We start from the raw sequence: 21,897 nt of genomic DNA, 5'->3' as shown, positions 1-21,897 counted from the left end.
GGAATTTATATCGTAATGGTGCCATTGATACAAGTCACAGCACCACCGCCGACAAAAATCTTACCGTCAGAATGGCTGAGCCATATGCTTCCCTGACGGCCAAGTTTTTTGCCTTGTGATGAATGAACGATTTTATCGTCAATCATTGCTACCTTGTGGTGGCGCATAAATGCGGCAACACTACCATTTCCACTACCGCAAACAGGGTCTTCATTGACACCGCATGATGGGGCGAAAGATCGTACTTCAATATCAGTTTCTGTCCCCTCACGGTAGGCACCATACAGACAAACCCCGGTGATGTTCATTTGCGTGTCATGCTCGCACAATTTGGCATAATCAGGTTCTGCTGCTAGCACGGCTTCTGCTCCCGTAGTATGAGCGACAATCCAGCGAGCTCCGACATCAATAAGTGCCGGTGTTAACGCGCGATCTAACGGGCAACCCAGAATACTTTCGAGGCGATCTATCTGTTCGGCACTAAGCAATGTGATGGCGGGTTCCGGCAGTTCGAAGGTGATTGATTTATGACCACTTTCCATTTCAGTAATGTTCAATGTAATCAGCCCCGCCCCACATTCCTGCACAATACGCCCTTCTCTCGCCTGAATTAAACCGGCTTCAAGCAGAGCATGTGCGGTACCGATCGTAGGATGACCGGCAAAAGGAAGTTCACTGCCGGGAGTGAAAATCCGTACACGGTAATCTGCTAGAGGGTTTTCTACGGGAAGAACAAAAGTAGTCTCGGAAAGATTGGTCCAGTTAGCAATGGCCTGCATCTGTATTGGTGTGAGTCCCTTGGCATCCATGACAACGGCAACGGGATTTCCTTTAAAAGGCCGGTGAGTGAATACATCAACCTGCTTAAATGGTACGAGAGACATAAAATTTCCTTTTTATGATGTTGAAGGTGGTTTAGCAATATATCAGTGAAAATATATCAAGACTATCATAACGTTACTCTTATTTTCTCAAAAGTAGTTTATATCCTACCCTTTAATTTAAGCATCTATACCCCCCTTGCCGTCGCGATGCATCTTGAAATCCATAGGGTATATATTATTAACAGGGTGGTTTATAATAAAAAAATAATTTCGGTAGAGTATATGTGATGAAACTCAAATAAAACAATTAAATTAAACCCTTTGTGAAATAACATAATACTAATGTTAAAATAATTGTGTTTAATTTATTGTAATGAATTGATACTTTTATGGGAAATAATAAATCATGATTAGACTTATCTATACAAATGATAAAGAACAATGGAAAGAAGGATTATCGATCATAAAAACAGATGAAAAAGCCAATTTAGTTATTACTAATAAACGAGGTCGAAAACTAGATGGCTTTGGTGGTTGTTTCAATGAGCTTGGGATGAAAGCTTTATTAAGTCTGGATAAAGAAAATAGAAAAGTAGTGCTAGATAAATTATTTTCACCGGATGGAGAGTGTAAATTAACATTAGCCAGGATGCCTATTGGTGCCAGTGATTATGCAGTTTCTTGGTATAGTTTAAACGATATTGAAGATGATTATAGTATGGATAATTTCTCCATTAAAAGAGATAAACGTTTACTTGTTCCCTATATAAAAGAGGCTTTAGAAAGGCAACCAAATTTAAAAATATCTGCTTCACCGTGGAGCCCTCCGGTATGGCTTAAAACCCATCAAGTTTATAATTTTGGTAGATTAAAGAGTGATGCTCAAAGTCAGGATGCATATGCTTTATATTTTGTAAAATTTGTTGAAGAGTATCAGAAAGAAGGCATTTCAATTGATCAAATTCATATTCAGAATGAGGTTGCTGCGGATCAAAAGTTCCCTTCTTGTGTATGGAACGGTGAGCAATTAAGAGATTTTATAAAAAACCATCTCGGACCGAAATTCGAACAAAATAATGTAAAAACTGAGATTTGGCTAGGTACTATTAATGCCCCTGAGTTCTCTAAAGAAATTGGACAGGATTATGATGATTATGCAAATTGTGTATTGCGTGACATAGACGCCTATAAATATATAAAAGGCGTTGGTTATCAATGGCAAGGAAAAAATGCTATCCAAAGAACGGTACAAAGCTACCCGGAATTAAGATATTATCAAACTGAAAATGAATGTGGTGATGGTCATAATAGTTGGGAATATGCTCATTATGTATTTACACTTTTCAGACATTATTTAACTAATGGTGCTAATGGTTATTTTTACTGGAATATGGTGCTACATTCAGGGGAAGAAAGTAGTTGGGGTTGGAAACAGAATAGTATGATAAGTATTCCAAAAGGAATAAATAAAGTGATATATAATCCAGAGTATTATGTCATGCGCCATTTTTCGGGTTTAATTTTACCTGATGCGCAACATGTTGAGTTAGAAGGTAATATGTCAGGAAATGCCGTTGCTTTCGAGAACAAATCGGGTTCCCTAGTGGTGAATATAAATAACTCTTATAAAGAAAAGAAAAAAATAAATATTAGTTATAATAATGATATTTGGTCTGTTTATTTGGAGAATAACTCAATTAATTCTATTATATTTAATTAAGAAAATAGATTTTTGATGAAGATAATAATCAGGAGTTACCTATGAAGAATAAATTCCCTACCGGTTTTTTATGGGGCGGCGCGGTTGCCGCTAACCAAGTTGAAGGTCATTGGAATCAGGATGGTAAAGGAATGAGCATTGCTGATGTTATGACAAAAGGAGAGCACGGTGTTGATCGTGTCATAACTAATGGTATTGAGGAAAATAAAATCTATCCTAATCATCAAGGTGTGAAATTTTATTCCCATTATAAAGATGATATTGCACTATTTGCAGAAATGGGATTCAAATGTTTTAGGACATCAATTGCTTGGTCAAGAATTTTTCCTCATGGTGATGAATTACAACCTAACGAAGCCGGCTTAAAGTTTTACGATGGCCTTATTGATGAATTATTGAAATATAATATTGAACCCATTATTACCTTATCTCACTTTGAAATGCCTTATTATTTGGTTAAGGAATATGGTGGTTGGTATAACCGAAAATTAATAGACTTTTTCATGAATTTTAGCCTGGTGGTTATGGAAAGATATAAAAATAAAGTCAAATATTGGATTACATTTAATGAAATTAATAACCAAATAAATTGGCAATATCCACTATTTGGTTATTGTAATTCAGGTGTGATTTATCAGGATTACGACAATCCAGAACAGGTTATGTATCAGACTATTCATCATCAATTTGTTGCTAGTGCAAAAGTTGTCAAATTAGGCCATGAAATAAATCCTAATTTTAAAATTGGCTGCATGATCCATATGTCGCCATTATATCCAGCGAGCTGTAAGCCAGAAGATGTTTTATATGCACAACAAGCTATGCGTCAGAAATATCTTTTTAGTGATGTTCAACTTCGTGGATATTATCCATCTTATCTTATTAAAGAATGGGAAAGAAAAAAGATAGAACTTCATATTGAAGATGGCGATTTAAATTGGTTACGGGGAGGTTGCGCTGATTATTTAGCGATAAGCTATTATATGAGTAATATCGTCGCTTCATCTACAGAGATGTTAGAAAAAAATAGCCAATCCCTATCCTTCTTTGAAAAAGGAAAACTCAATCCCTATTTAAAATCCTCTGAATGGGAGTGGCAAATTGATCCTATAGGTATTCGATACAGTTTATCTGAATTATATGAACGTTATCAGAAACCTATTTTTATCGTTGAAAATGGGTTGGGTTCCGTTGATAAATTACCTCAAGATAGTGTTATCAATGATGATTATCGTATTGAATATTTAGCATCACACCTATCTGAAATTAAAAAATCTATTTTATTCGATGGTGTTGATATCCTCGGTTATACTGCATGGGGATGTATCGATTGTGTCTCTTTTTCGACCGGTGAATATCGTAAACGATATGGATTTATTTATGTCAATGTTGATGATAATGGAAATGGGGATTTTGTACGTTATAAGAAAAAGAGTTTTTATTGGTATAAAAAAGTCATAGCAATGAACGGCGAAGATATCTAATTAAATTAAAAGCTATCCTATTTTTTGAGGATGGCTTATTTAATTCTTTTTGGTAATTTTATATTTATCTCGATACTCTTTAGGTGTCATATTATAATTTCGTTTGAACATGGAGTAAAAATAATGTAAAGAAGAGTAGCCGCAAACGGTAACAATTTCACTGATTGAAATAGAGGTGTGGATTAAAAGATTTTTTACTTTACCTAATTTCTCATTATGAATGATAGTATGAATTGTTTGACCAAATTCACTTTTAAAACGGTTTTCAAGATTAGAACGAGACATACCAATAGCATCAATAACTTGTTCAACTCTTATCCCTTTACACGCGTTATGACGAATATAATGCATTGCTTGAATAACTGCGGGATCATTTAATGCCCGAAAATCTGTCGATTGCCTTGCAATAACCTTTAAAGGTGGAATTAATTGGCGATGATATTTTTTAGGAATGTAACCTTTAAAAAGCTGATGAAGCAATTTTGCTGCTTGGTAACCCATTTGTTGTGTACCTTGCACAACGGAAGAGAGCTCAGTACGTGAAAGAAAACGGGCTATTTCTTCATTATCTATGCCTATAACACAGAGTTTATCAGGAATAGGAATATTTAAATGTTCACATGCGGCTAAAATATGTCTAGCTCTGGCATCCGTTACTGCGATAACGCCTGTATTTGGGGGTAAAGTTTGAATCCAATTTTTTAATCTATTTTGTGCGTAAAACCAATTTTCTGGTGTCGTCTCCATTCCTTGATACACCACACCTTGATATTTTTCTTTTTCGACTAATTGTCGGAAAGCGTATTCACGCTCTATTGCCCATCGTTTACCACTTGTCTGAGGTAAACCATAAAATGCAAAACGTTTAATACCTTTATCTTTTAAATGATTAAATGCACTTTCTATTAAAGCGAAGTTATTTGTCGCAATATAATGAGCCGCAGGATAGTGATTTTCTTGGTGATAAGAGCCGCCGACACCAATAACAGGAATGTCTAACTGACTGAAAGTACGCTGGATTTCTATATCATCAAAATCAGCAATAATTCCATCACTCTGCAAAGTTTTCAAACTATTTAATTTCGTGGTGAAATCTTCTTCAATGAAGATATCCCAATTACATTGAAATGCCTGTAAATATTCACCTATCCCTTCTATCACTTGACGATCATAAGCTTTATTGGCGTTAAATAATAGTGTTATATGGTATCGTCTATTCATCATTTATTTCCTTATTGATTTATACAATCTTAATCATAATTATTTTTCTATTTTCAGGGTTAAATTAATGATAAATTATGAGATAAATCACACAATTAACAATAATCTTAATGAAGAAATAAAATAACGCAATTGAAAATAGCGACATTGATGAACAAAATTTTATACACACATATACCTATTAGATAGAGGCAGATATGCAGCCGTATTTTGAGGGAATAAATAGAATTAGTTACGAAGGTAGGCAAAGTAATAATCCATTAGCTTTTCGTCATTACAACCCAGAAGAGATTATTTTAGGCAAAAAGATGAAAGATCATCTGCGTTTTGCCGTCTGCTATTGGCACAGTTTCTGTTGGAATGGTACGGATATGTTTGGTTCTGGGGCATTTGAGCGTTTTTGGCAAACAGGAGGTGACGCTTTAGAACTGGCTAAGCTTAAAGCTGATGTCGCTTTTGAATTTTTCTACAAGCTCAATATTCCTTTTTATTGTTTCCATGATATTGATGTTGCCCCTGAAGGTTGTTGTTTAAAAGAATATATTTATAATTTGGACGTCATGTCCGATATTCTTGCAGATAAACAAGCAGAGACTGGCGTTAAATTGTTATGGGGAACGGCAAACTGTTTTACACATCCTCGTTATGCTGCCGGTGCGGCAACTAATCCAGATCTTAATATTTTCGCTTATGCATCAGCACAAGTCTGTCAAGTTATGCAAATGACTAAAAAACTGGGTGGTGAAAATTATGTACTGTGGGGCGGACGTGAAGGTTATGAAAGTTTGCTCAATACAGATTTACGTCAAGAAAGAGAACAAATCGGCCGTTTTATGCAAATGGTTGTGGATTACAAATATAAAATTGGTTTTCAGGGAACATTATTAGTTGAACCTAAACCTCAGGAGCCGACTAAACACCAATATGATTATGATGTGGCTACCGTTTATGGTTTCCTAAAACAGTTTGGCTTAGAAAATGAAATTAAGGTGAATATTGAAGCTAACCACGCCACATTAGCTGGACACTCCTTTCAGCATGAAGTCGCCACAGCGATTGCATTGGGAATATTTGGTTCTATTGATGCCAATCGCGGGGATGCTCAACTTGGCTGGGATACCGATCAATTTCCGAATAGTGTCGAGGAGAATTCTCTGGTAATGTATGAAATCTTAAAAGCCGGTGGTTTTACGACAGGTGGTTTAAATTTCGATGCAAAAGTTCGCCGTCAAAGTATTGATATTGATGATCTGTTTTATGGGCATATCGGCGCCATCGATACTATGGCTTTATCATTAAAGAGTGCGGTGAAAATATTAGTAGACGGTAAATTAGATGAGTATGTCGCTCAGCGTTATTCTGGTTGGAATAGTGAACTAGGTAGAAATATTCTTGAAGGAAAAATGACACTTGATGAAGTGGCTCATTATGCAGAAACATTAGTTCAGGAACCTAAACATCGAAGTGGACAACAGGAATTACTCGAAAATCTTATTAATCGCTATATTTATGATTAAATTAATTATTGGCTAATTCTCTAGACCACTTTTTGTAAATCTTTACATTTTATGATTTGTCAGAAAATTAATATTTTATCTCTGTATAAATAACAATCTGTTTTATTGTTGATATATGAATACATATTTCCCAACAATTAAATAGGTATTATAAGATGGCTGAAATAAAATTAAAGAATGGTAAAATTATTGCTCTTGATGAAGCAGAGAAAGTAAATTCTCGTGAGGCGAAGGGCGGATATTTGTATATGCTTAATAATATAGTTTATAAACCAATGAATCTAGGCAGTTCTGTTGAACATTGTTTTAGAAATGCTGATATTAATTATGGATTGCCAAACGTATACTTAGATGTTTTTAATGCTACATTTTCATTTCAAGCTGCCAATGGTATGACTCGTAGTGAGGAAGCCACTTTTATTAAGATGAAACGAATTGATACGAGTAATAGTAATAATCGTTTCTTTCAAATTTCTCATGGTGGGGAGGCGAATCTTAGGAACTTTATTAATATGGAGAGTGATAAAGAAAGGTTAAAAAGAATTTTACGAGCTTTATGTGCAGCCAGGGAATCAAAATTAAAAGATCCTCAAGGTTTTTATTTGTCAAGAGGCTCAGATCCGATATTGTTCTGTGATATTCATTGTGGTTCAACACCTCCCCCAGAAATTGAAGGATTGATTGAACATACCAAACATAGGATGGAAGATCTTTTTGGTAATTGACTTGTATTAGTCACAACCAAATTTGACAAAACACCTTGAAAGGTTGAGAGTTACCCGTTTTGATATGGGCTATTTTTGCCCATCCCCCGATAGGGTTCAAAGCTGATGAGGAAAAAAATGGGTACTCAGTTAGCGCTAAGATTTTAATACTCTTTTGCCGTGTTCTCTGAGTTCCCCATCTGGCCCTACATACTTATAGATAGCCTGCCTGCTAATCCCAAGCTCTTCACATAATTCAGATACGCTACAATCCCTACTTTTCATGGAAGCTTGTGCCAGGCGAACCTGAGATTTTGTGAGTTTAAAAGAACGTCCACCTTCACGTCCTCTTGCTCTGGCCGCTGCCAGCCCTGCTTTTGTTCGTTCACTGATCAACTCCCGTTCAAATTCGGCCAGCGCGGCAAAAATCCCAAAGACCAATTTGCCACTGGCCGTCGTCGTATCAATTTCCGCACCTTGCCCGGTCAGTACCTTAAATCCTATTTTTCGATCCGCAAGATCATGGATAGTATTCACCAGGTGTTTTAAGCTTCGGCCAAGTCTGTCAAGCTTCCATACCATTAACACATCGCCAGGCCTGAGGGCTTTCAAACAGGCATCCAATCCAGGACGTTTGTCTGACTTCCCGGATATTTCATCCTGATAGATGTTTTCTTTATTAACACCGGCAGCAAGTAAAGCATCCAGTTGGAGATCCTGCACCTGACTTCCATCAGATTTGGAGACACGGGTATACCCAATTCGCATGAACGACCTATTTTAATTGTTTAAGTTTTTCAATGGATTTGTTTTCTATCAGTATCTTCATTTGACTGACCGCAACGCGATTCAGCTTTTGGAACCTGTCGTTTGCAGAGAGGCCTTGCTCGATAAGTTCAGCATTGAAGCTTTCTAAATTAGATAACACGACAAGCTGTTCCAGTGTGGCATAATCCCGTATATTGCCTTTTAGTTCCGGGTTCTCTTTACGCCAGTCACTGGCTGTCTTGCCAAACAAAGCCAGATTCAATATATCGGCCTCATTAGCGTAAGCAAAGTTTCTTGCTTTTGGGTTAAGCTCCAGGGCGGGAATAATGTTCGTTTTTATTGACTCTGTATGAATATGATAGTTGACTTTGGCCAGAGTGCGCGAAACATTCCATTCCAGATTTTTCTGTTCATTTTCTGCTTGTTTGAGCCGCTGGAATTCTTTTAATAGATAGAGCTTAAACTCCGCGCTGATCCAGGAAGCAAACTCAAAAGCAATATCCCGATGCGCATAGGTTCCGCCATATCTGCCCGCTTTCGATATGATCCCGATTGCATTGGTGGTTGTGATCCAGCGTTTTGGCGTGAGAGAGAAACTGTTTGCGCCCGCTTCATGTTTAAATCCATCGAATTCGATGGAATTAAAATCGGGATTATGGAGCTGTTCCCACAAACCGATAAACTCAATGGTACTGCGGTTTCTCATCCAGTTTTGCAGAATGTAATCACTGCGGTCGCCATCTTTGTACTTAGCGATGTCAGATAGCGATATATAGTCATCTTGTTTGTCGGAAAAGACAGAGACTTTTATACCCCGGACATCAATTTTTTGCGCCATAAACCTTTTTTCTCACTTTTGATGTGTCAGTTAAACGAAGGTTTAAATGACAGTCTTGTTTTAGCCTAAATACGGATGGAAAGATATAATATAAACTGTATATAAATCTATGTCTATTAAGTGAATTAGCAACGCAATTCATATCAACTCAGTTGATAATGTTCTAATAATTATCCATTATAGCTAATAATAGTTTTAATGTGTCATTTTGGGGACGTTATGATTTCACATGAAAGAATAGCATAGGGTGTTCTGAGATGCAGTATGTTGTTTATCGCAATACTAGAAATTTTGCTTACCCATATCTTTAAATAGCAACTAAAGGACTTCGATTGTGAAGTCCTACATGAGTTAATTTTCTTACTTGCCATAGTAACCCGCCTCGTAAGAATTGATGATTCCGTTAATTAATGCTTTTTTCTTCTTATTTGAAATCTGACTATTGTTGATTTCTTTTGTGTGTACTTTTGGTGAAATGAATATTTCAGACATGCCGATTTCTTGAATTAAATTATCACTCTTAAAATAATTAATTTTTTGCTCAAATTCATGTGAACTGATGTTATTCATTCTATCCTTAACTCCTTCTCGATAAAATTGTTCAAAGAATGGCGTCATAAGCTTAATAGAATTATTTACATGTGTTCCAAAATTAGGGTCAAAATCATCATTAGAGCGATAAACATAATGTCGGGCTTCCCGTTCATAAGGTGGGAGATTTATTGAACAAGAAGATAAAAATAAGAAAATAGAGAAAAAATATAAAGTGCGCATACAAAATCCTCAGTGATTTTGTCCTAATAATAGATTTAAATAATTATCGGTCATTTATTGATCATGCGTTGATTATGTTCTTCGAAGGCATCTGCCAGCTTTTTATTGAAGCGAACCGGTTTGGCCAATGCATTGAAGAAAACTTCTGAGTCTCGGTTATTCAAACTCATAACTTCGTATTCATGAATGGTTTTTTCAGCATGTGTTAATGTACTGGTCAGGATAAAGTTACTAACTGTAGCTGTATTCATAGAAAATACCTTCCTTAGGTGTAATGTGAGAGCAATGTACGTCAAAATGGTGTATTTTCCAATTTTTAAGATGACAAAAATTGCATTTATCTTTTCAAGCCAAGGTTTTCTTGTGTCGTTTCATCTGATTTCTAACCCTGCAATTCCCCCAATTTCTGCTCAATCTGCTGTTGAAAATATTCCGCACGAGTTAATAAGACGGCTATTATTTTCACATCACAATGTTCGCTTTTTTCAATCCGCAGGCAGACACGTATTCCTTGCTGATATTGCATCAGCGCAAAAGCGCCTTTCATACGGTGAGCGTGATGTACAACTTTTTCATGGTGTTGCTGGTTTTCCTGCTGTTGCAATTCTGCAATATCTTCCGACATCCCTTGCTGTATTGCGCTGAGTAATTGGCGTTCTACCGCTACATCTTGTTGTGCCAGCGCTTGAATCTCATCGAATTTTAACGTTGTTTTGTCATTGACTTGCCGGTAGTAACGGGTAATTGCTGTCAGCAATTTGCTTTGCACCAGTGGTTTGGTTAATACACCATTCATTCCGGCTTCCAAACAACGAGTTTGTTCGGTAGAAAATGCGTTCGCGGTACATCCCAGAATAATAAATGGCGGTAGTTGCCGTAATCGCTCATATTTTCTCAGCAACTGAGCCAGTTCGTAACCGTTCATTATCGGCATCTGGCAATCTGTCAGCACGATATCGAAATAGCCCTCTTCCACCAGATTCATGGCCTGTTCGCCGCTTTCAGCTAGCTCAATACGATGGCCCGATGGCGCTAATTGTAATGACAATACCTGTAAATTGGCAGGTAGATCATCAACCACTAAGATATTCAATGATTCATGAATTTGCGTCTCAATGCTTTCGGTTTTTTCACTTATCGCCTGCTTTTCAATAACAGTACGCGTAAGCGGTAACACCACGGTAACCTGTGCGCCGCCACTGGGCGCACCCGTGACTTTCAAGCTGCCGCCCATTAATTCAACTAACTGTACAGAAATAGGTAATCCCAATCCCGTACCGGTTTTACCGCCATTATTTTGCGTTACCTGTACATAGGGCAGCAAAACTGCTTCATACATAGTTTCCGGGATGCCACAACCAGTATCAGCAACCACCAGCGTAATTTCATCTTGTTGGCTTTCTGGAATAGGCTGATAACTGGCGCTGATCTGTACACTACCCTGTTCGGTAAATTTAATGGCATTACCCAACAAGTTATTGATGACTTGGGTTACGCGTGTCGCGTCCAGTAGATGATAATATTCAGACGGTAAATCAAATTGATAGGTGAAAAGTAATTCTTTTTCCTTTGCTCGATGGCTAAAAGTCGCCACACAACTTTCCAGAATCGCCTGCAATGATTCCGGTTTGAGATTCAGCACCATCCGCCCAGATTCTATTTTGGAGAAATCCAGCACATCACCGATGATTCCTTGCAAAGATATGGCTGCCTGCCAGGCGATATGTAATGGCGTGGATGGATGAGTTTGCTTTTTTACCTCCAGATCAAGAATACCGATAATGGCTTGTAGCGGAGTGCGGATCTCATGGCTCATGTGGGCCAGAAAATCTGATTTCTCCAGGCTGGCGAGTTCCGCCTTATCACGTTCCTGGCGTAGTTCTTGCGCCAACAATTTACGTTCGGTCACATCAAACCAGCCACCAATGATTCCCTGAACAACGCCTTCAGTATTGCTATAACTTTCGAGCCACAAATAAACGTCTTTATCCTGTCCTTGAATAACAATGTTGCGATCAGAAAAATGGACAGGAGCACCTTCCAAACAGCGTAGAAAAATTAGACTGATCTCTTGCTCATCGACCGGTTTTAAAAAGCATAGGGAAAAAAGACTACGGCCAATCACCTCAGATCCAACAGAACCCATTTCATGCTGGAAATAGAGGTTAGCCGCCGTGATACACATGGTGGGATCGCAGACAAACATGGGCGTAGGCATGTTATTAAAGAGTGTTTCCCAGTACGCTAACAAATTCTGTAAGTTGCTTTCCGCGGTTTTACGTCGTTTGATCTGATGAGCAAGATAACTGCCCCAAAAAATTGAACTTAGCGCAATCACAAATAACGCCCCTCCCCACAACTTTACCCAAGGCGAAATGTTATTATCGTCATAGGAAGCGACATTCCCCATCGATAACCACTTCAACCGTAATACCCGCAGTTCATTTGGTGGCAGTGCATCAATGCTTTTATTTAATATGTCCACCAGTTGAGGATAGGCCGGTATGATGGCGTATTGTTCTGGTTGCAATGAGCCCTTAAAGGACTGAATAGAAATATTGGCGCCATAACGGCTTGCTTGTAGATAATCCGCACTGATCAGGCTATCAAAAGTGGCATCTGCCGCCCCGGCCAGCACCATATCGATACCTTGTGTCACGCTGTCAACTTCCACGACGAAAATATCTGGATACTGCTTCAATAGCGACGAAAGTGCATGACCACGCTGAATCGCCACCCGATGGTGTTTAAGTTGTTCAAACTCATTGGGGGTATTGCGCTCATTGCGGGTGATCATCACCCATTCCACGGTACCATAGGGATGGCTGAAAGAGAGCCAACGGCTACGTTCGGGTGTGTTGATCATAGAGGTCATTTGCGCTTCGCCATTTTCTAACAACTTTTTAATGCCGATTGCGCCATCTGTTGGCATAAAATTAAAGGTGATGCCACTTTTTTCTCCCAGTAGACGCAAAATGTCCACATCCAGCCCAGTGATTTGACCGTTTTTATCCAGAAAGGAATAAGGTGGCGCAGTACGAGTCAGTGCCACATTGACGACAGGATTTTTTTTAATCCAAGCTTTTTCCTGAGCTGAAAAGATTGTAGCGTCATTATTACTGCCCAATGCCAGCCCAGAAATCCAACGTTCGTAAACTTTATTTCTGATAGCATGAGGAATGGATGTCAGAATCAGATTTACTGCTTCAACCATGCCATCACCGTTGTGACCGAGAAAGTCATACCGTTCCCCCAACGAGATATCCCGGCGGTAGGTCAACCCGGTAAATGGACGAAAAGCCAGCAAATAGGCAATCTGACTTTGCCCGTCCAGATAGGCATCCATTTCGCCATCCACGACTGCCTGTATCCCCTCCTGCTGATCCTTCGCCACCAAAATGCTATGGTAATGTTTACGTAATTGCTTAATGACATTTGGATCACTGCTTGGTGCTGCCATAATATTCATTTTGGCAAATGGCATATTCACTTGTTCTTTGCGCATAATTAGTGCGAGGGGTTGTACCAGAATCGGGTAAGTGTCATTTGCTTCATTTCCTGATTGTGATGAAGCGGAATTTGATAACAGTTGGATATCTCCATGTTGCAGAGCTTTATAAGCTGATTCCCAGTTGCCAAACAGCCGTACCTCTACCGGTCTTTTCAGCACAGTTTCGATCAAGCGCAGATAATCAGCATAAATCCCTTCCAACTTGCCGTCCCAACGATGGATCACCAATGGCGCGCCGATACAGCAGAGAATACCAACTTTTAATGCCGGAAAACGCGGGGGAAGCCCCCCCCCGTATTCTTTAACGGGAAAAGGCAGAAATTCTTGTGATTCTTGAGTGATGTTTGAATAAAACTCCACCGGTAGCCCATTTGCAGGTAGCTTTTGCGCATTGCGGTATTCAAACAGGTTGAGGCTCCAGCCAGATAGCGGTAACAGCAATACCAATATGGCAAACCATCGCCATGTTTTGCACCGGCACTTCATGGTTTACAGCCCCAATCCAATCTGATGCAAATAATTATAAAGCGCGGCTTCGCTATCTAACCCGAGCTTTTTCATTGCGCTAATTTTTTGGGCGCTGATCGTCTGCTTAGTACGGTATAAACGCGCAGCAATATCATTCACACTCAACCCTTGTCCCAACAGTTTAATCACTTCCAACTCTTTGCTGGTTAGCGTTTTTACAACTTCTTCGTCCGGTGATTCGAGAAATTGCTCACTTAGATAGGGTTCATAACGTCCGGTTGTACTGTACAACCCTTTTACCAGTTCATGGGATAAACTGTTTTTGTTCAAAATCGCTTTCACTTTGTAGTCAATCAATGAAGCTATTATTTTTCGGTCGCTGATCATCGTAATCACCACAATCGGCAAATTCGGATACTGTTCCCGTATTCGGCTAATCATCCTCAGACCGTCGATCTGGTTATTACCCGGCATAATGAAATCCGTAATCAGCATATCCGCTTCTTTTTCCTCCAGCAGAGAAAAAAGTGAAGTAACATCATGGGCTTCCCCCACAATCTGGTAATTCTCCGGCAATGTTGCCAGTATCGTACGTAGTCCTAATAAAAATACCGGATGATCGTCGGCAATAATGACTCGTCTGGGCATAGGTTATTTCTCCAGATTATTGACTATTTTTTATTTACTATTTATTTCACGTATCGTTCCTTCAATAAAACCGGCATCTTCTCCTACATGGATGATTAAGGCGATAAGGACGGGGTTAAATTCGCCTTTACCATCGGCAATCCGAACTTTTAATGTCTGTGGTATTTGCGAGACTGAATTTTTAAGCTGTTCGATTTTATGCCGATCTTCCTGATGTACCCAAGCCATCAACTGCGACCAAGAGACGGGCGCTTTTCCGCACCGCATCCAGGCAGCACCATTATGATGCCAGTACAAATGTCCGTTGGCACTTAACCGAAAGCAATTAATCTGTTCTTGATCCAGCATGGCTCTCATTAACAGAAAACGCGCTTTATGCCGATGTAATGCATTGATTATGTTAGATAAATAGCTACAGCATAACAACGCGGGTAAAGTGAACGCTGTACTGTACCAAGCCGCTATCTGCACATTTTGTTGGAGATTGGTTAACGGGGATGAGAATGGGCCAAGACCAAAAATGGTGGCACTCACGATCCCCACCGTACATAGGGATAAAAAGCTGCTTAATACCAGCAGATTACCGCTGAGTGCCAGCAGCATCGGCAAACTAAAGGAAAACAGCAGTGCGATACCTTGCCAGTGTATTTTCCCGGCTTCCGGTGGTGGACTGATGAACAATGCTGTCATGGCAAATAGGGCCACCAGCCATAAGCCATGGATTTTCCAGTTCCCAACCCCATTTTTCTCGTGGGTGATGTAGTAGATAACAAACAATGTCAGTGGTAGATAACTCAACACTGAGCCTACGACAATCGGTAATGAAACTGATATGTCGGTAGGATAACCAAATAGATGAAGTATCCATTTCGCGATAAATCGCTCAATGATTCCACTTAACGAACAGAGTACGGTCAGGTTAATGATGTCCCTTGTCCGTTTCGGCGCCCACATGACACCGTAAAAAAACTGCCAGATCAGCGCTGTTGTTACCAGCATCATCATATTGATGCTGGAAAAGGTCAGCGATACATTTACTGGCCTTCCATACCACTGACTGGCAGTCAGCGAAATCAAGGTACCCGTGATTAACCAGACAGGCCAGTACCGTGGCGCCCTGGCGCAAAAAATGCCTTGTAACAAGCCTGCCGGAAACCACACTAGTGATGACAGACTCCACACATCCCGTACCTGTAGGTTTAACAGTGCCAGCGCGAAATTGACCAATGTAAAGATAAACCAGAAGATCACTATCTTTTTCATTTTCATCGGGATCTCATTTCGTAACACTGATGTTACATTGTAAGATAATAATAGCAGAGATAAGCGTTTACTACCCTTAGTTGATAATATTATATAGTTATAATTTCTTTTGGTCTGATCGTAACTGTATTTGGCCGTCTATAACATCTATCCAGACATCCTGATTGACTGGCACATCACCTAATAGCAATTGATCTGATAACAACGGCAGGACAAACTGTGTTAACAGGTTGTCAATTTCACGTGCCCCACTTTCCGCGATTCGACACCCTTCAGCGATAAAATCCACCAGCGTGTCGCTATAGTGCAATTCACATTGGGTTGATTGACGATAGCGTGTGACAATTTTATTCAGCTTATGGCGGACAATGGCGTGCAGAACTTCGCCATGTACCGGCAGATAAGGAATAACCTGCAAACGGCCTAAAAATGCTGGCGTAAATATGCGTTGCAGCTCTGGCCGGATAATCTCCTGAATATCTTCCAGGGTGGCCGTGCGGTTTTCCCCCTGCTCTTTTACTCCGTGCATTGCGGCCCGCATTACCAAATCTGATGCCGCATTCGTGGTCAGTATAATCAACGTATTGCGAAAGTTAATCTGTTGTCCTTCGGCATCTTCCATCATGCCTTTATCGAACACTTGAAAGAACAGCTCCAGTACATCGGGGTGAGCTTTCTCCACTTCATCAAGTAGCACCACGCTGTAAGGTTGACGCCGAACCGCTTCGGTCAATACACCCCCTTGTCCATAACCGACGTAGCCTGGAGGAGAACCTTTCAGGCCAGAAACCGAATGGGCTTCCTGATATTCCGACATGTTAATCGTGATCAGATGATGCTCACCGCCATACAACTCATGAGCTAGCGCTAAGGCGGTCTCGGTTTTCCCTACACCGGAGGGGCCTGCGAGCATAAATACTCCGGTAGGTTTGACCGGATCGGCCAGTTGTGCTTTAGCAATCCGAATTTGACGGGTTATCTGGCTGAGCGCATGATCTTGCCCGATAACCCGTTGGCCGAGGCGGGTTTCTAACTGACGCAACACATCACGCTCATTTTCGACCATTCGACCAAGGGGTATCCCTGTCCAACCGGAAACAATGTCCGCTACACAGGCGGCATCAACACAATCAAAGACATAAGCGTGCTGATGATGGCGCTGATGCAGTTCTGCACGTAACACAGGTAGCCGCGCGTCGTGTTCTTTACAGGCGAGGATGTCATTAACCAACTGACGTTGAGCATGATATTCCGGCAAAATTGCTTCTAGTGATGCCTGCAATTCAGCCTGACGCTGCGCCAATTTCTGTAGCTGAGTTTCATGGCCGCCTTCACGTAACAATGCTTCCTGTTCGCTAGCAATGTTTGTCAGCATGGCACGCAGATCTTCAATCGGCGCTGGTTCGTCAGTCTGTGAAACGGCAACGCGGGCACAGGCGCTATCTAACAGGCTAACCGATTTATCCGGCAACTGACGTCCAGTGATATAACGGTTGGCTAACGTAACGGCTGCCGTGACCGCCTCTGCAAGTACTTTGACGCCATGATGTTTTTCCATTGCAGGTGTCATGGCGCGCAACATGGCGATTGCCAGTTCTAGCGAAGGTTCTTCGACTTTGATCAACTGGAAACGACGTGCTAACGCTGCGTCTTTTTCAAAGTACTTCTTATATTCAGACCAGGTAGTTGCCGCAATCGCCCGTAACTCACCCCGTGACAGCGCGGGCTTCAACAGATTAGCTGCATCATTTTGCCCGGCTTGGCCGCCTGCGCCAATCAGCGTATGCGCTTCATCGATAAACAGAATCACGGGTGTAGGATATCCTTTCACTTCATCCAATAATTTTTGCAGACGGCTTTCAAACTCACCTTTTACGCTAGCACTCGCTTGTAGCAACCCCATATCCAGCGTAAATAGTTCAGCCTGTGCCAAAACTTTCGGTACACGGCCATCAACAATCCGCTGAGCAAGCCCCTCGATCAGCGCGGTTTTGCCGACACCCGCTTCACCGGTTAACAACGGGTTGTTTTGGCGACGGCGTAACAGCACGTCAATCAACTGGCGAATCTCCCGCTCACGCCCTAAAACCGGATCGAGTTTGTTATCACGTGCTGCCTGTGTCAGGTGATGCGTGTATTGTGCCAGCGCAGATTGAGTATTATCTCCGACAGGCGTTGTAGTTTGTTGCGGTTTCGGATGTGCTTGTGTACGCAACCATTGTTCTATCCCATCAGTGTTACCCTGTAACGCTTGTTGTAGTTCTGAGGTCAGCGAATGGTGCAGTGACGGATTCATGATCAGTGCCACAATCAACGCCTGAGCGGTAATCTGTGATGCGCCCCAATGAGTACTGGCGTACATCCAAGTCTGTTCCATCCATTCAGTTAGGCTGGTCGCCAGTACTGGCGAGCGATGATTACCACTGCGCAATAGTGTCAGTGATCTCTGGCAGGCATTCAGCAACGTCATGGCATCAATCCCGCCGTGGCGACACACTTGTTCCATCGTCGGAAGCTGTTTTTCAAACAAAGCCAATAGCAGGTGTTCAATTTCCACTTCATGATGGGTGCGCCGTACTGCCAGATTAGCGGCCTCATCAAGGCACTGACGCGCTTCTATCGTTAATTTACTCACGATCTGTTTAAGATAATTACTCACTTTTAGGTTTCCTTAATTCGTTCCAATGGGTGGTGATCTGTGATGGCAAAGTAGAAAGGGTCCCTTTTGCCACTGTTGGTTCACTTAAATTTAACAACTGGCTATCCAGTCGGTTGCGTTGTTCCAACAACGCCGTTTGTTGTTGCTGATGTTGCTGCCATTGCTGATACAGTGTTGAAACAGCTTTGCTTCCGCTGACTTGATAGCGCACAGTGATGTTATTGATACCCAGAGCGCTTAATTCATCGCGTCGCTGTTGGAACGCTTGTGCTGCCAGTGTCAGTTCACCGCGGGAAAAAACGTGCATAAATTGCAGCAAACCATCGGGGCCAACGTAACTTTTGCTTAATGTAAAGCGAGGAAAATAGACATCAATTTGGACTTTACCGCATGTTCCTGGGCTCCAATGCAGCGTCATGCTGTCATTGAAATTCATACTTTTAAGCTGCTGTACGCCATCATCACAACTCAACGTCACTGAACTTCCTATTGGCAATACCTTTGCCCCTTGGTTAGCAGTCGCCGGTTGACTGACAATCGTCACTTCCGCCGATGGTTTCTGTTCTTGTTCCGGTTCCTGTTGTGCCGTCGCCAGTTGTTGCCCGCTTTCCAGTAAGGCGAGTTTCTCTTGCAGGCGACGGCGAATATCCGATGTCGCTGAAAGTAGGTCATTCGGTTGAATAAGGTTATTAATATAGAAAATGAAATCATCGCTAAACGGAAAGAGCACATCTTCCATTTCCTGACGCTTAATCCCTTCGGGACGAATATCCAGCGCATACTCTGCGGTATCCCGTACAAATGCGTTACTGTATTCATACAAACGCGCGTTCAATTCCCGACCATCAAACAGTTCTTGTCTGCTCAATTTTTCCATCGGCCAAATCACTTTGCTTTCCCACTGGGTTTGCAAGCGGCTGGCGGCACTTAAGAAGGCGTAACGTAGTACCAGATGAGCATCGCCCTGATAGAGCCGCCATAAGGTTTCATTTACTCCTGCGTCTTGCTTGCTTTCGGTCTCATGGCGCCACAAGGTGAAACGGTTAAACAATGCGCGTAAACCGTTATCATTCAACTCTCCTTTCTCATTACTTAGCGCATTTTTAACCAATACCTCGGTTTCCATATCACTAAGCAACTCGCGTTGGCTATTTAACTGCACTGCTTGCCGGTAGGCGCGATAGCGCGTCAGCGCAGTGTCATCCAGTCGTACCGAGATCTGCGGTGAAATACCAAGCCATGACATGATGCGCTGGCGTAAAGAGAGGTTACCTAGCGAAACTCGTTGCATCACACTACTTTTTTGCACATAACCATGCAGTTGCCATAAGCGCTGCTGTGCCTGCAACCAGGACTGCTGATCCGCCTTTTCTACCGTGGATAAATCATGTTCTAACTGGGTCAGAAAGGCGATATAGGGACTGCCATATTGACCTGCTGCTAATACCAACGCTTGCCAGTTTTTCTTGCCTCGTACTAATGTTTCTCCTTGAGGCATAGCCTGAGCAAATGCTAACCACTCTGATTGGCGCTGATTTTGATACTGTTGATAGAATGAGCGCTGTAAAGGAGCAAAAAATTCCGAGTTGTTAAGAGCTTGTGCTAGTTCCCCCAAAGTTGCCTGAATATCTTGCTCGCCGGTTTGGGTATAAACACCACGGATACGTGCGTTAATTGTGGCCGTATCATCGTTGGCGAGCGGCCAGAAATCAGCCAGTGTCAGCGAACGTGTTCCTGCCGGTTGTTCGTCAGCTAACAGCCATTGCCAGTTATTGTTATCTTGCAGTAGTGTCTGCAAGACATTTCGCCACTGATCAAATTCTTGCTGTGCGTTGCCTTGACGATATTGCGCCAGACGGAGTGCGACGCGTTGTTCTGCTGATAAAGGATCATTTCCACCACTTAATAGTGAGGCTGAATAAGCAGGCATATGCTGTAACGTTTCCAGCGTAGCGCCATGCACCATTGCCTGTTCAGTGTTAATAAAGCGTGCCCAGTGTAAAGCCAACTGTTGTTTTTGTGGTGCTCCCGCGTTACGGAAGCGTGCTAGCAAGTGTGTCGCTACCGATTCCGGGTTGAATGCGTCAACAGGTGCTTGTTGTTGGTACTGCCGCGCCATCCGTTGTTCCAGCGTATGGCTGACTGGATAAAAAAGCAGAGGTGACAGAGTTTCCTGTGACCAATACTCAACTTGTTGATAGCGCAAGTAACTCCGTTCAAGGGGGTCTACTTCATGGATATTTTCAAGTTGCTTAACACCACGCCAGGTCGTCATCAATGCGTTGCCTGCGCCACACACCAGCATCAAAATCAATAGGCTAACCAATACGCGTTTGGTTAATGTCCGCCAGCCGGTCAGCAGTACGCTATTATTACGTTTAACTTGATCAGGCAGAGATTCTCCCAGCAAACGGTGGCTGAAAACGCCAGCGGTTTGATGCTCGGCAGTAAAAAACATGCCACGCAACAGACCATGCTCCAGATAATGGTCTCGGTCAAACAGTGCATTCAAGTAACAATCCAGTGCAGGTTGCAGTTGAGCTACCGTTTCTGGTAACGCTAAGATTTCCGCATTGGGTTGCTGCCGTTGTTGATTGAGCAACTTAAAGCGCATCATTTTCAACGTGTTGACAATGGTGCTCATACTCTTATCCAGCACGTTGGTAACATTACCCACTGTATGATGCTCGATAAAATCGCCAAGCAATTCAGTACGTTGTTCTACTGACAGTTGGGCGCACCAATGGTCAAACCCCGGCAATGTTTCACTATGAGTAAGGATCAACCAGATTGGCAAACGGCGTTCCAGACGTATCTGTAATGGTTCCAACTGCGCACGTACCTGACGTGCAGCGATATAGAGCGCTCGATTGTCGCTGTTGAGCAACTGTTCCACTGACAAGCAAACGAGTACGCCAGCAGGTTTTCGGACCTGGGCGATCCAGCTTATTAGACACAACCAGGCTTGCCGGTACAGGGATTGACCTTCGGTATAACGGCCGGAAACGACCATGTACATTGCCCGGCGGAAGAACCACCAGCGACAGGTAAAGGTGTTTTCTGTCAGAGACGGTAGATTTTTCCCCGTCATGGGCGCCACATTGCAGCGTGTTAACAACTTCTGTTTACCATTGCCCCGTTCGCCTACCACCAGAAACCACGGTGGAACAGGGCCGTTACGGTGTAATAATGAACGGAATCGACGCCAACTTTGTAAATATCCTCCCTGCCACCAGTGCTGATAGAGTAAATATTCCAGACGGTTATTTCCTTTCCGCCAGAATTTATTTATCCAGAGCAGTTTATTCATTATTTGCGGCATGAATGTAATTGCCCCACGCAGCAATAATAACAGCAGGAGTAGGCAAATAAATAATAACAAGCCACCTATTGTCGGCCATGAGAATGCCACCGCAATAGTTAAACTGAGTAATAAAAGGATAACCATCACGCTAAGCCAGCCAATGGCATAAAGTAATTTTTTCATGTTTAATTTCC

At 41.8% G+C, this 21,897-nt stretch carries 15 protein-coding genes; 4 read left to right on the top strand and 11 right to left on the bottom strand.

Annotation, left to right across the window (positions count from 1 at the left end):
• Positions 1–5: 5 nt before the first annotated feature.
• On the bottom strand, positions 6–884 hold the full coding sequence (locus tag LG003_RS02140) for a PhzF family phenazine biosynthesis protein (RefSeq protein ID WP_262980065.1): 879 nt from the start codon (positions 882–884) through the stop codon (positions 6–8).
• Positions 885–1,230: 346 nt separating this feature from the next.
• Here LG003_RS02140 and LG003_RS02135 point away from each other — a divergent pair, with 346 nt between their 5' ends.
• Both LG003_RS02135 and LG003_RS02130 read left to right on the top strand, forming a co-directional pair.
• Positions 1,231–2,544, top strand: coding sequence for a glycoside hydrolase family 30 protein (locus LG003_RS02135; protein WP_262980064.1), 1,314 nt, complete (start codon positions 1,231–1,233; stop codon positions 2,542–2,544).
• Positions 2,545–2,585: 41 nt separating this feature from the next.
• A complete protein-coding gene (locus LG003_RS02130; protein WP_262980063.1) occupies positions 2,586–4,028 on the top strand; it encodes a 6-phospho-beta-glucosidase in 1,443 nt (480 codons plus the stop codon).
• Positions 4,029–4,067: 39 nt separating this feature from the next.
• Here LG003_RS02130 and LG003_RS02125 read toward each other — a convergent pair whose 3' ends face one another.
• Entirely contained in the window at positions 4,068–5,252 is a 1,185-nt protein-coding gene (locus tag LG003_RS02125; RefSeq protein WP_112875936.1) for a XylR family transcriptional regulator, read from the bottom strand.
• A 194-nt stretch (positions 5,253–5,446) separates the two neighbouring features.
• Here LG003_RS02125 and xylA point away from each other — a divergent pair, with 194 nt between their 5' ends.
• Together xylA and LG003_RS02115 are read left to right on the top strand one after the other, a co-directional pair.
• Positions 5,447–6,766, top strand: coding sequence for a xylose isomerase (xylA, locus tag LG003_RS02120; RefSeq protein WP_262980062.1), 1,320 nt, complete (start codon positions 5,447–5,449; stop codon positions 6,764–6,766).
• A 155-nt stretch (positions 6,767–6,921) separates the two neighbouring features.
• Positions 6,922–7,491: a hypothetical protein gene (locus LG003_RS02115; protein WP_262980061.1), complete on the top strand. Its 570-nt coding sequence runs from the start codon at positions 6,922–6,924 to the stop codon at positions 7,489–7,491.
• A 135-nt stretch (positions 7,492–7,626) separates the two neighbouring features.
• On the opposite strand, the gene LG003_RS02110 is transcribed toward LG003_RS02115, so the two are convergent.
• The 9 genes from LG003_RS02110 to LG003_RS02070 all read right to left on the bottom strand — a co-directional run bounded on the left by LG003_RS02110 (position 7,627) and on the right by LG003_RS02070 (position 21,886).
• Positions 7,627–8,238, bottom strand: a complete 612-nt coding sequence (locus LG003_RS02110) for a recombinase family protein (RefSeq protein WP_152962125.1) — start codon at positions 8,236–8,238, stop codon at positions 7,627–7,629.
• A gap of 7 nt (positions 8,239–8,245) precedes the next feature.
• A complete protein-coding gene (locus LG003_RS02105) occupies positions 8,246–9,076 on the bottom strand; it encodes a KilA-N domain-containing protein (protein ID WP_262980060.1) in 831 nt (276 codons plus the stop codon).
• 360 nt (positions 9,077–9,436) lie between these two features.
• Positions 9,437–9,850: an Exc2 family lipoprotein gene (locus LG003_RS02100; RefSeq protein WP_112875932.1), complete on the bottom strand. Its 414-nt coding sequence runs from the start codon at positions 9,848–9,850 to the stop codon at positions 9,437–9,439.
• Positions 9,851–9,900: 50 nt separating this feature from the next.
• Positions 9,901–10,101, bottom strand: a complete 201-nt coding sequence (locus LG003_RS02095) for a type II toxin-antitoxin system TacA family antitoxin (RefSeq protein WP_112875931.1) — start codon at positions 10,099–10,101, stop codon at positions 9,901–9,903.
• A 131-nt stretch (positions 10,102–10,232) separates the two neighbouring features.
• Positions 10,233–13,847 carry a transporter substrate-binding domain-containing protein gene (locus tag LG003_RS02090; RefSeq protein ID WP_262980059.1) on the bottom strand — a complete coding sequence of 1,205 codons (3,615 nt, stop codon included), beginning with the start codon at positions 13,845–13,847 and terminating at the stop codon, positions 10,233–10,235.
• A 3-nt stretch (positions 13,848–13,850) separates the two neighbouring features.
• Positions 13,851–14,477, bottom strand: a complete 627-nt coding sequence (locus LG003_RS02085; protein ID WP_112875929.1) for a response regulator transcription factor — start codon at positions 14,475–14,477, stop codon at positions 13,851–13,853.
• A 30-nt stretch (positions 14,478–14,507) separates the two neighbouring features.
• Positions 14,508–15,746, bottom strand: coding sequence for a hypothetical protein (locus LG003_RS02080; RefSeq protein ID WP_240000668.1), 1,239 nt, complete (start codon positions 15,744–15,746; stop codon positions 14,508–14,510).
• 91 nt (positions 15,747–15,837) lie between these two features.
• Positions 15,838–18,399, bottom strand: a complete 2,562-nt coding sequence (gene tssH / locus LG003_RS02075) for a type VI secretion system ATPase TssH (protein WP_262980058.1) — start codon at positions 18,397–18,399, stop codon at positions 15,838–15,840.
• Positions 18,392–21,886, bottom strand: a complete 3,495-nt coding sequence (locus tag LG003_RS02070) for a type VI secretion protein IcmF/TssM N-terminal domain-containing protein (RefSeq protein ID WP_262980057.1) — start codon at positions 21,884–21,886, stop codon at positions 18,392–18,394. Before LG003_RS02070 ends, tssH begins: the two co-directional genes overlap by 8 nt.
• Positions 21,887–21,897 lie beyond the last annotated feature (11 nt).

Source organism: Photorhabdus kleinii (genome assembly GCF_025384885.1).
Classification (GTDB): Bacteria; Pseudomonadota; Gammaproteobacteria; order Enterobacterales; family Enterobacteriaceae; genus Photorhabdus; species Photorhabdus kayaii.
Note: the sequence above shows the minus strand (reverse complement) of the source record. Positions and strands in the feature narration are given on the sequence as shown.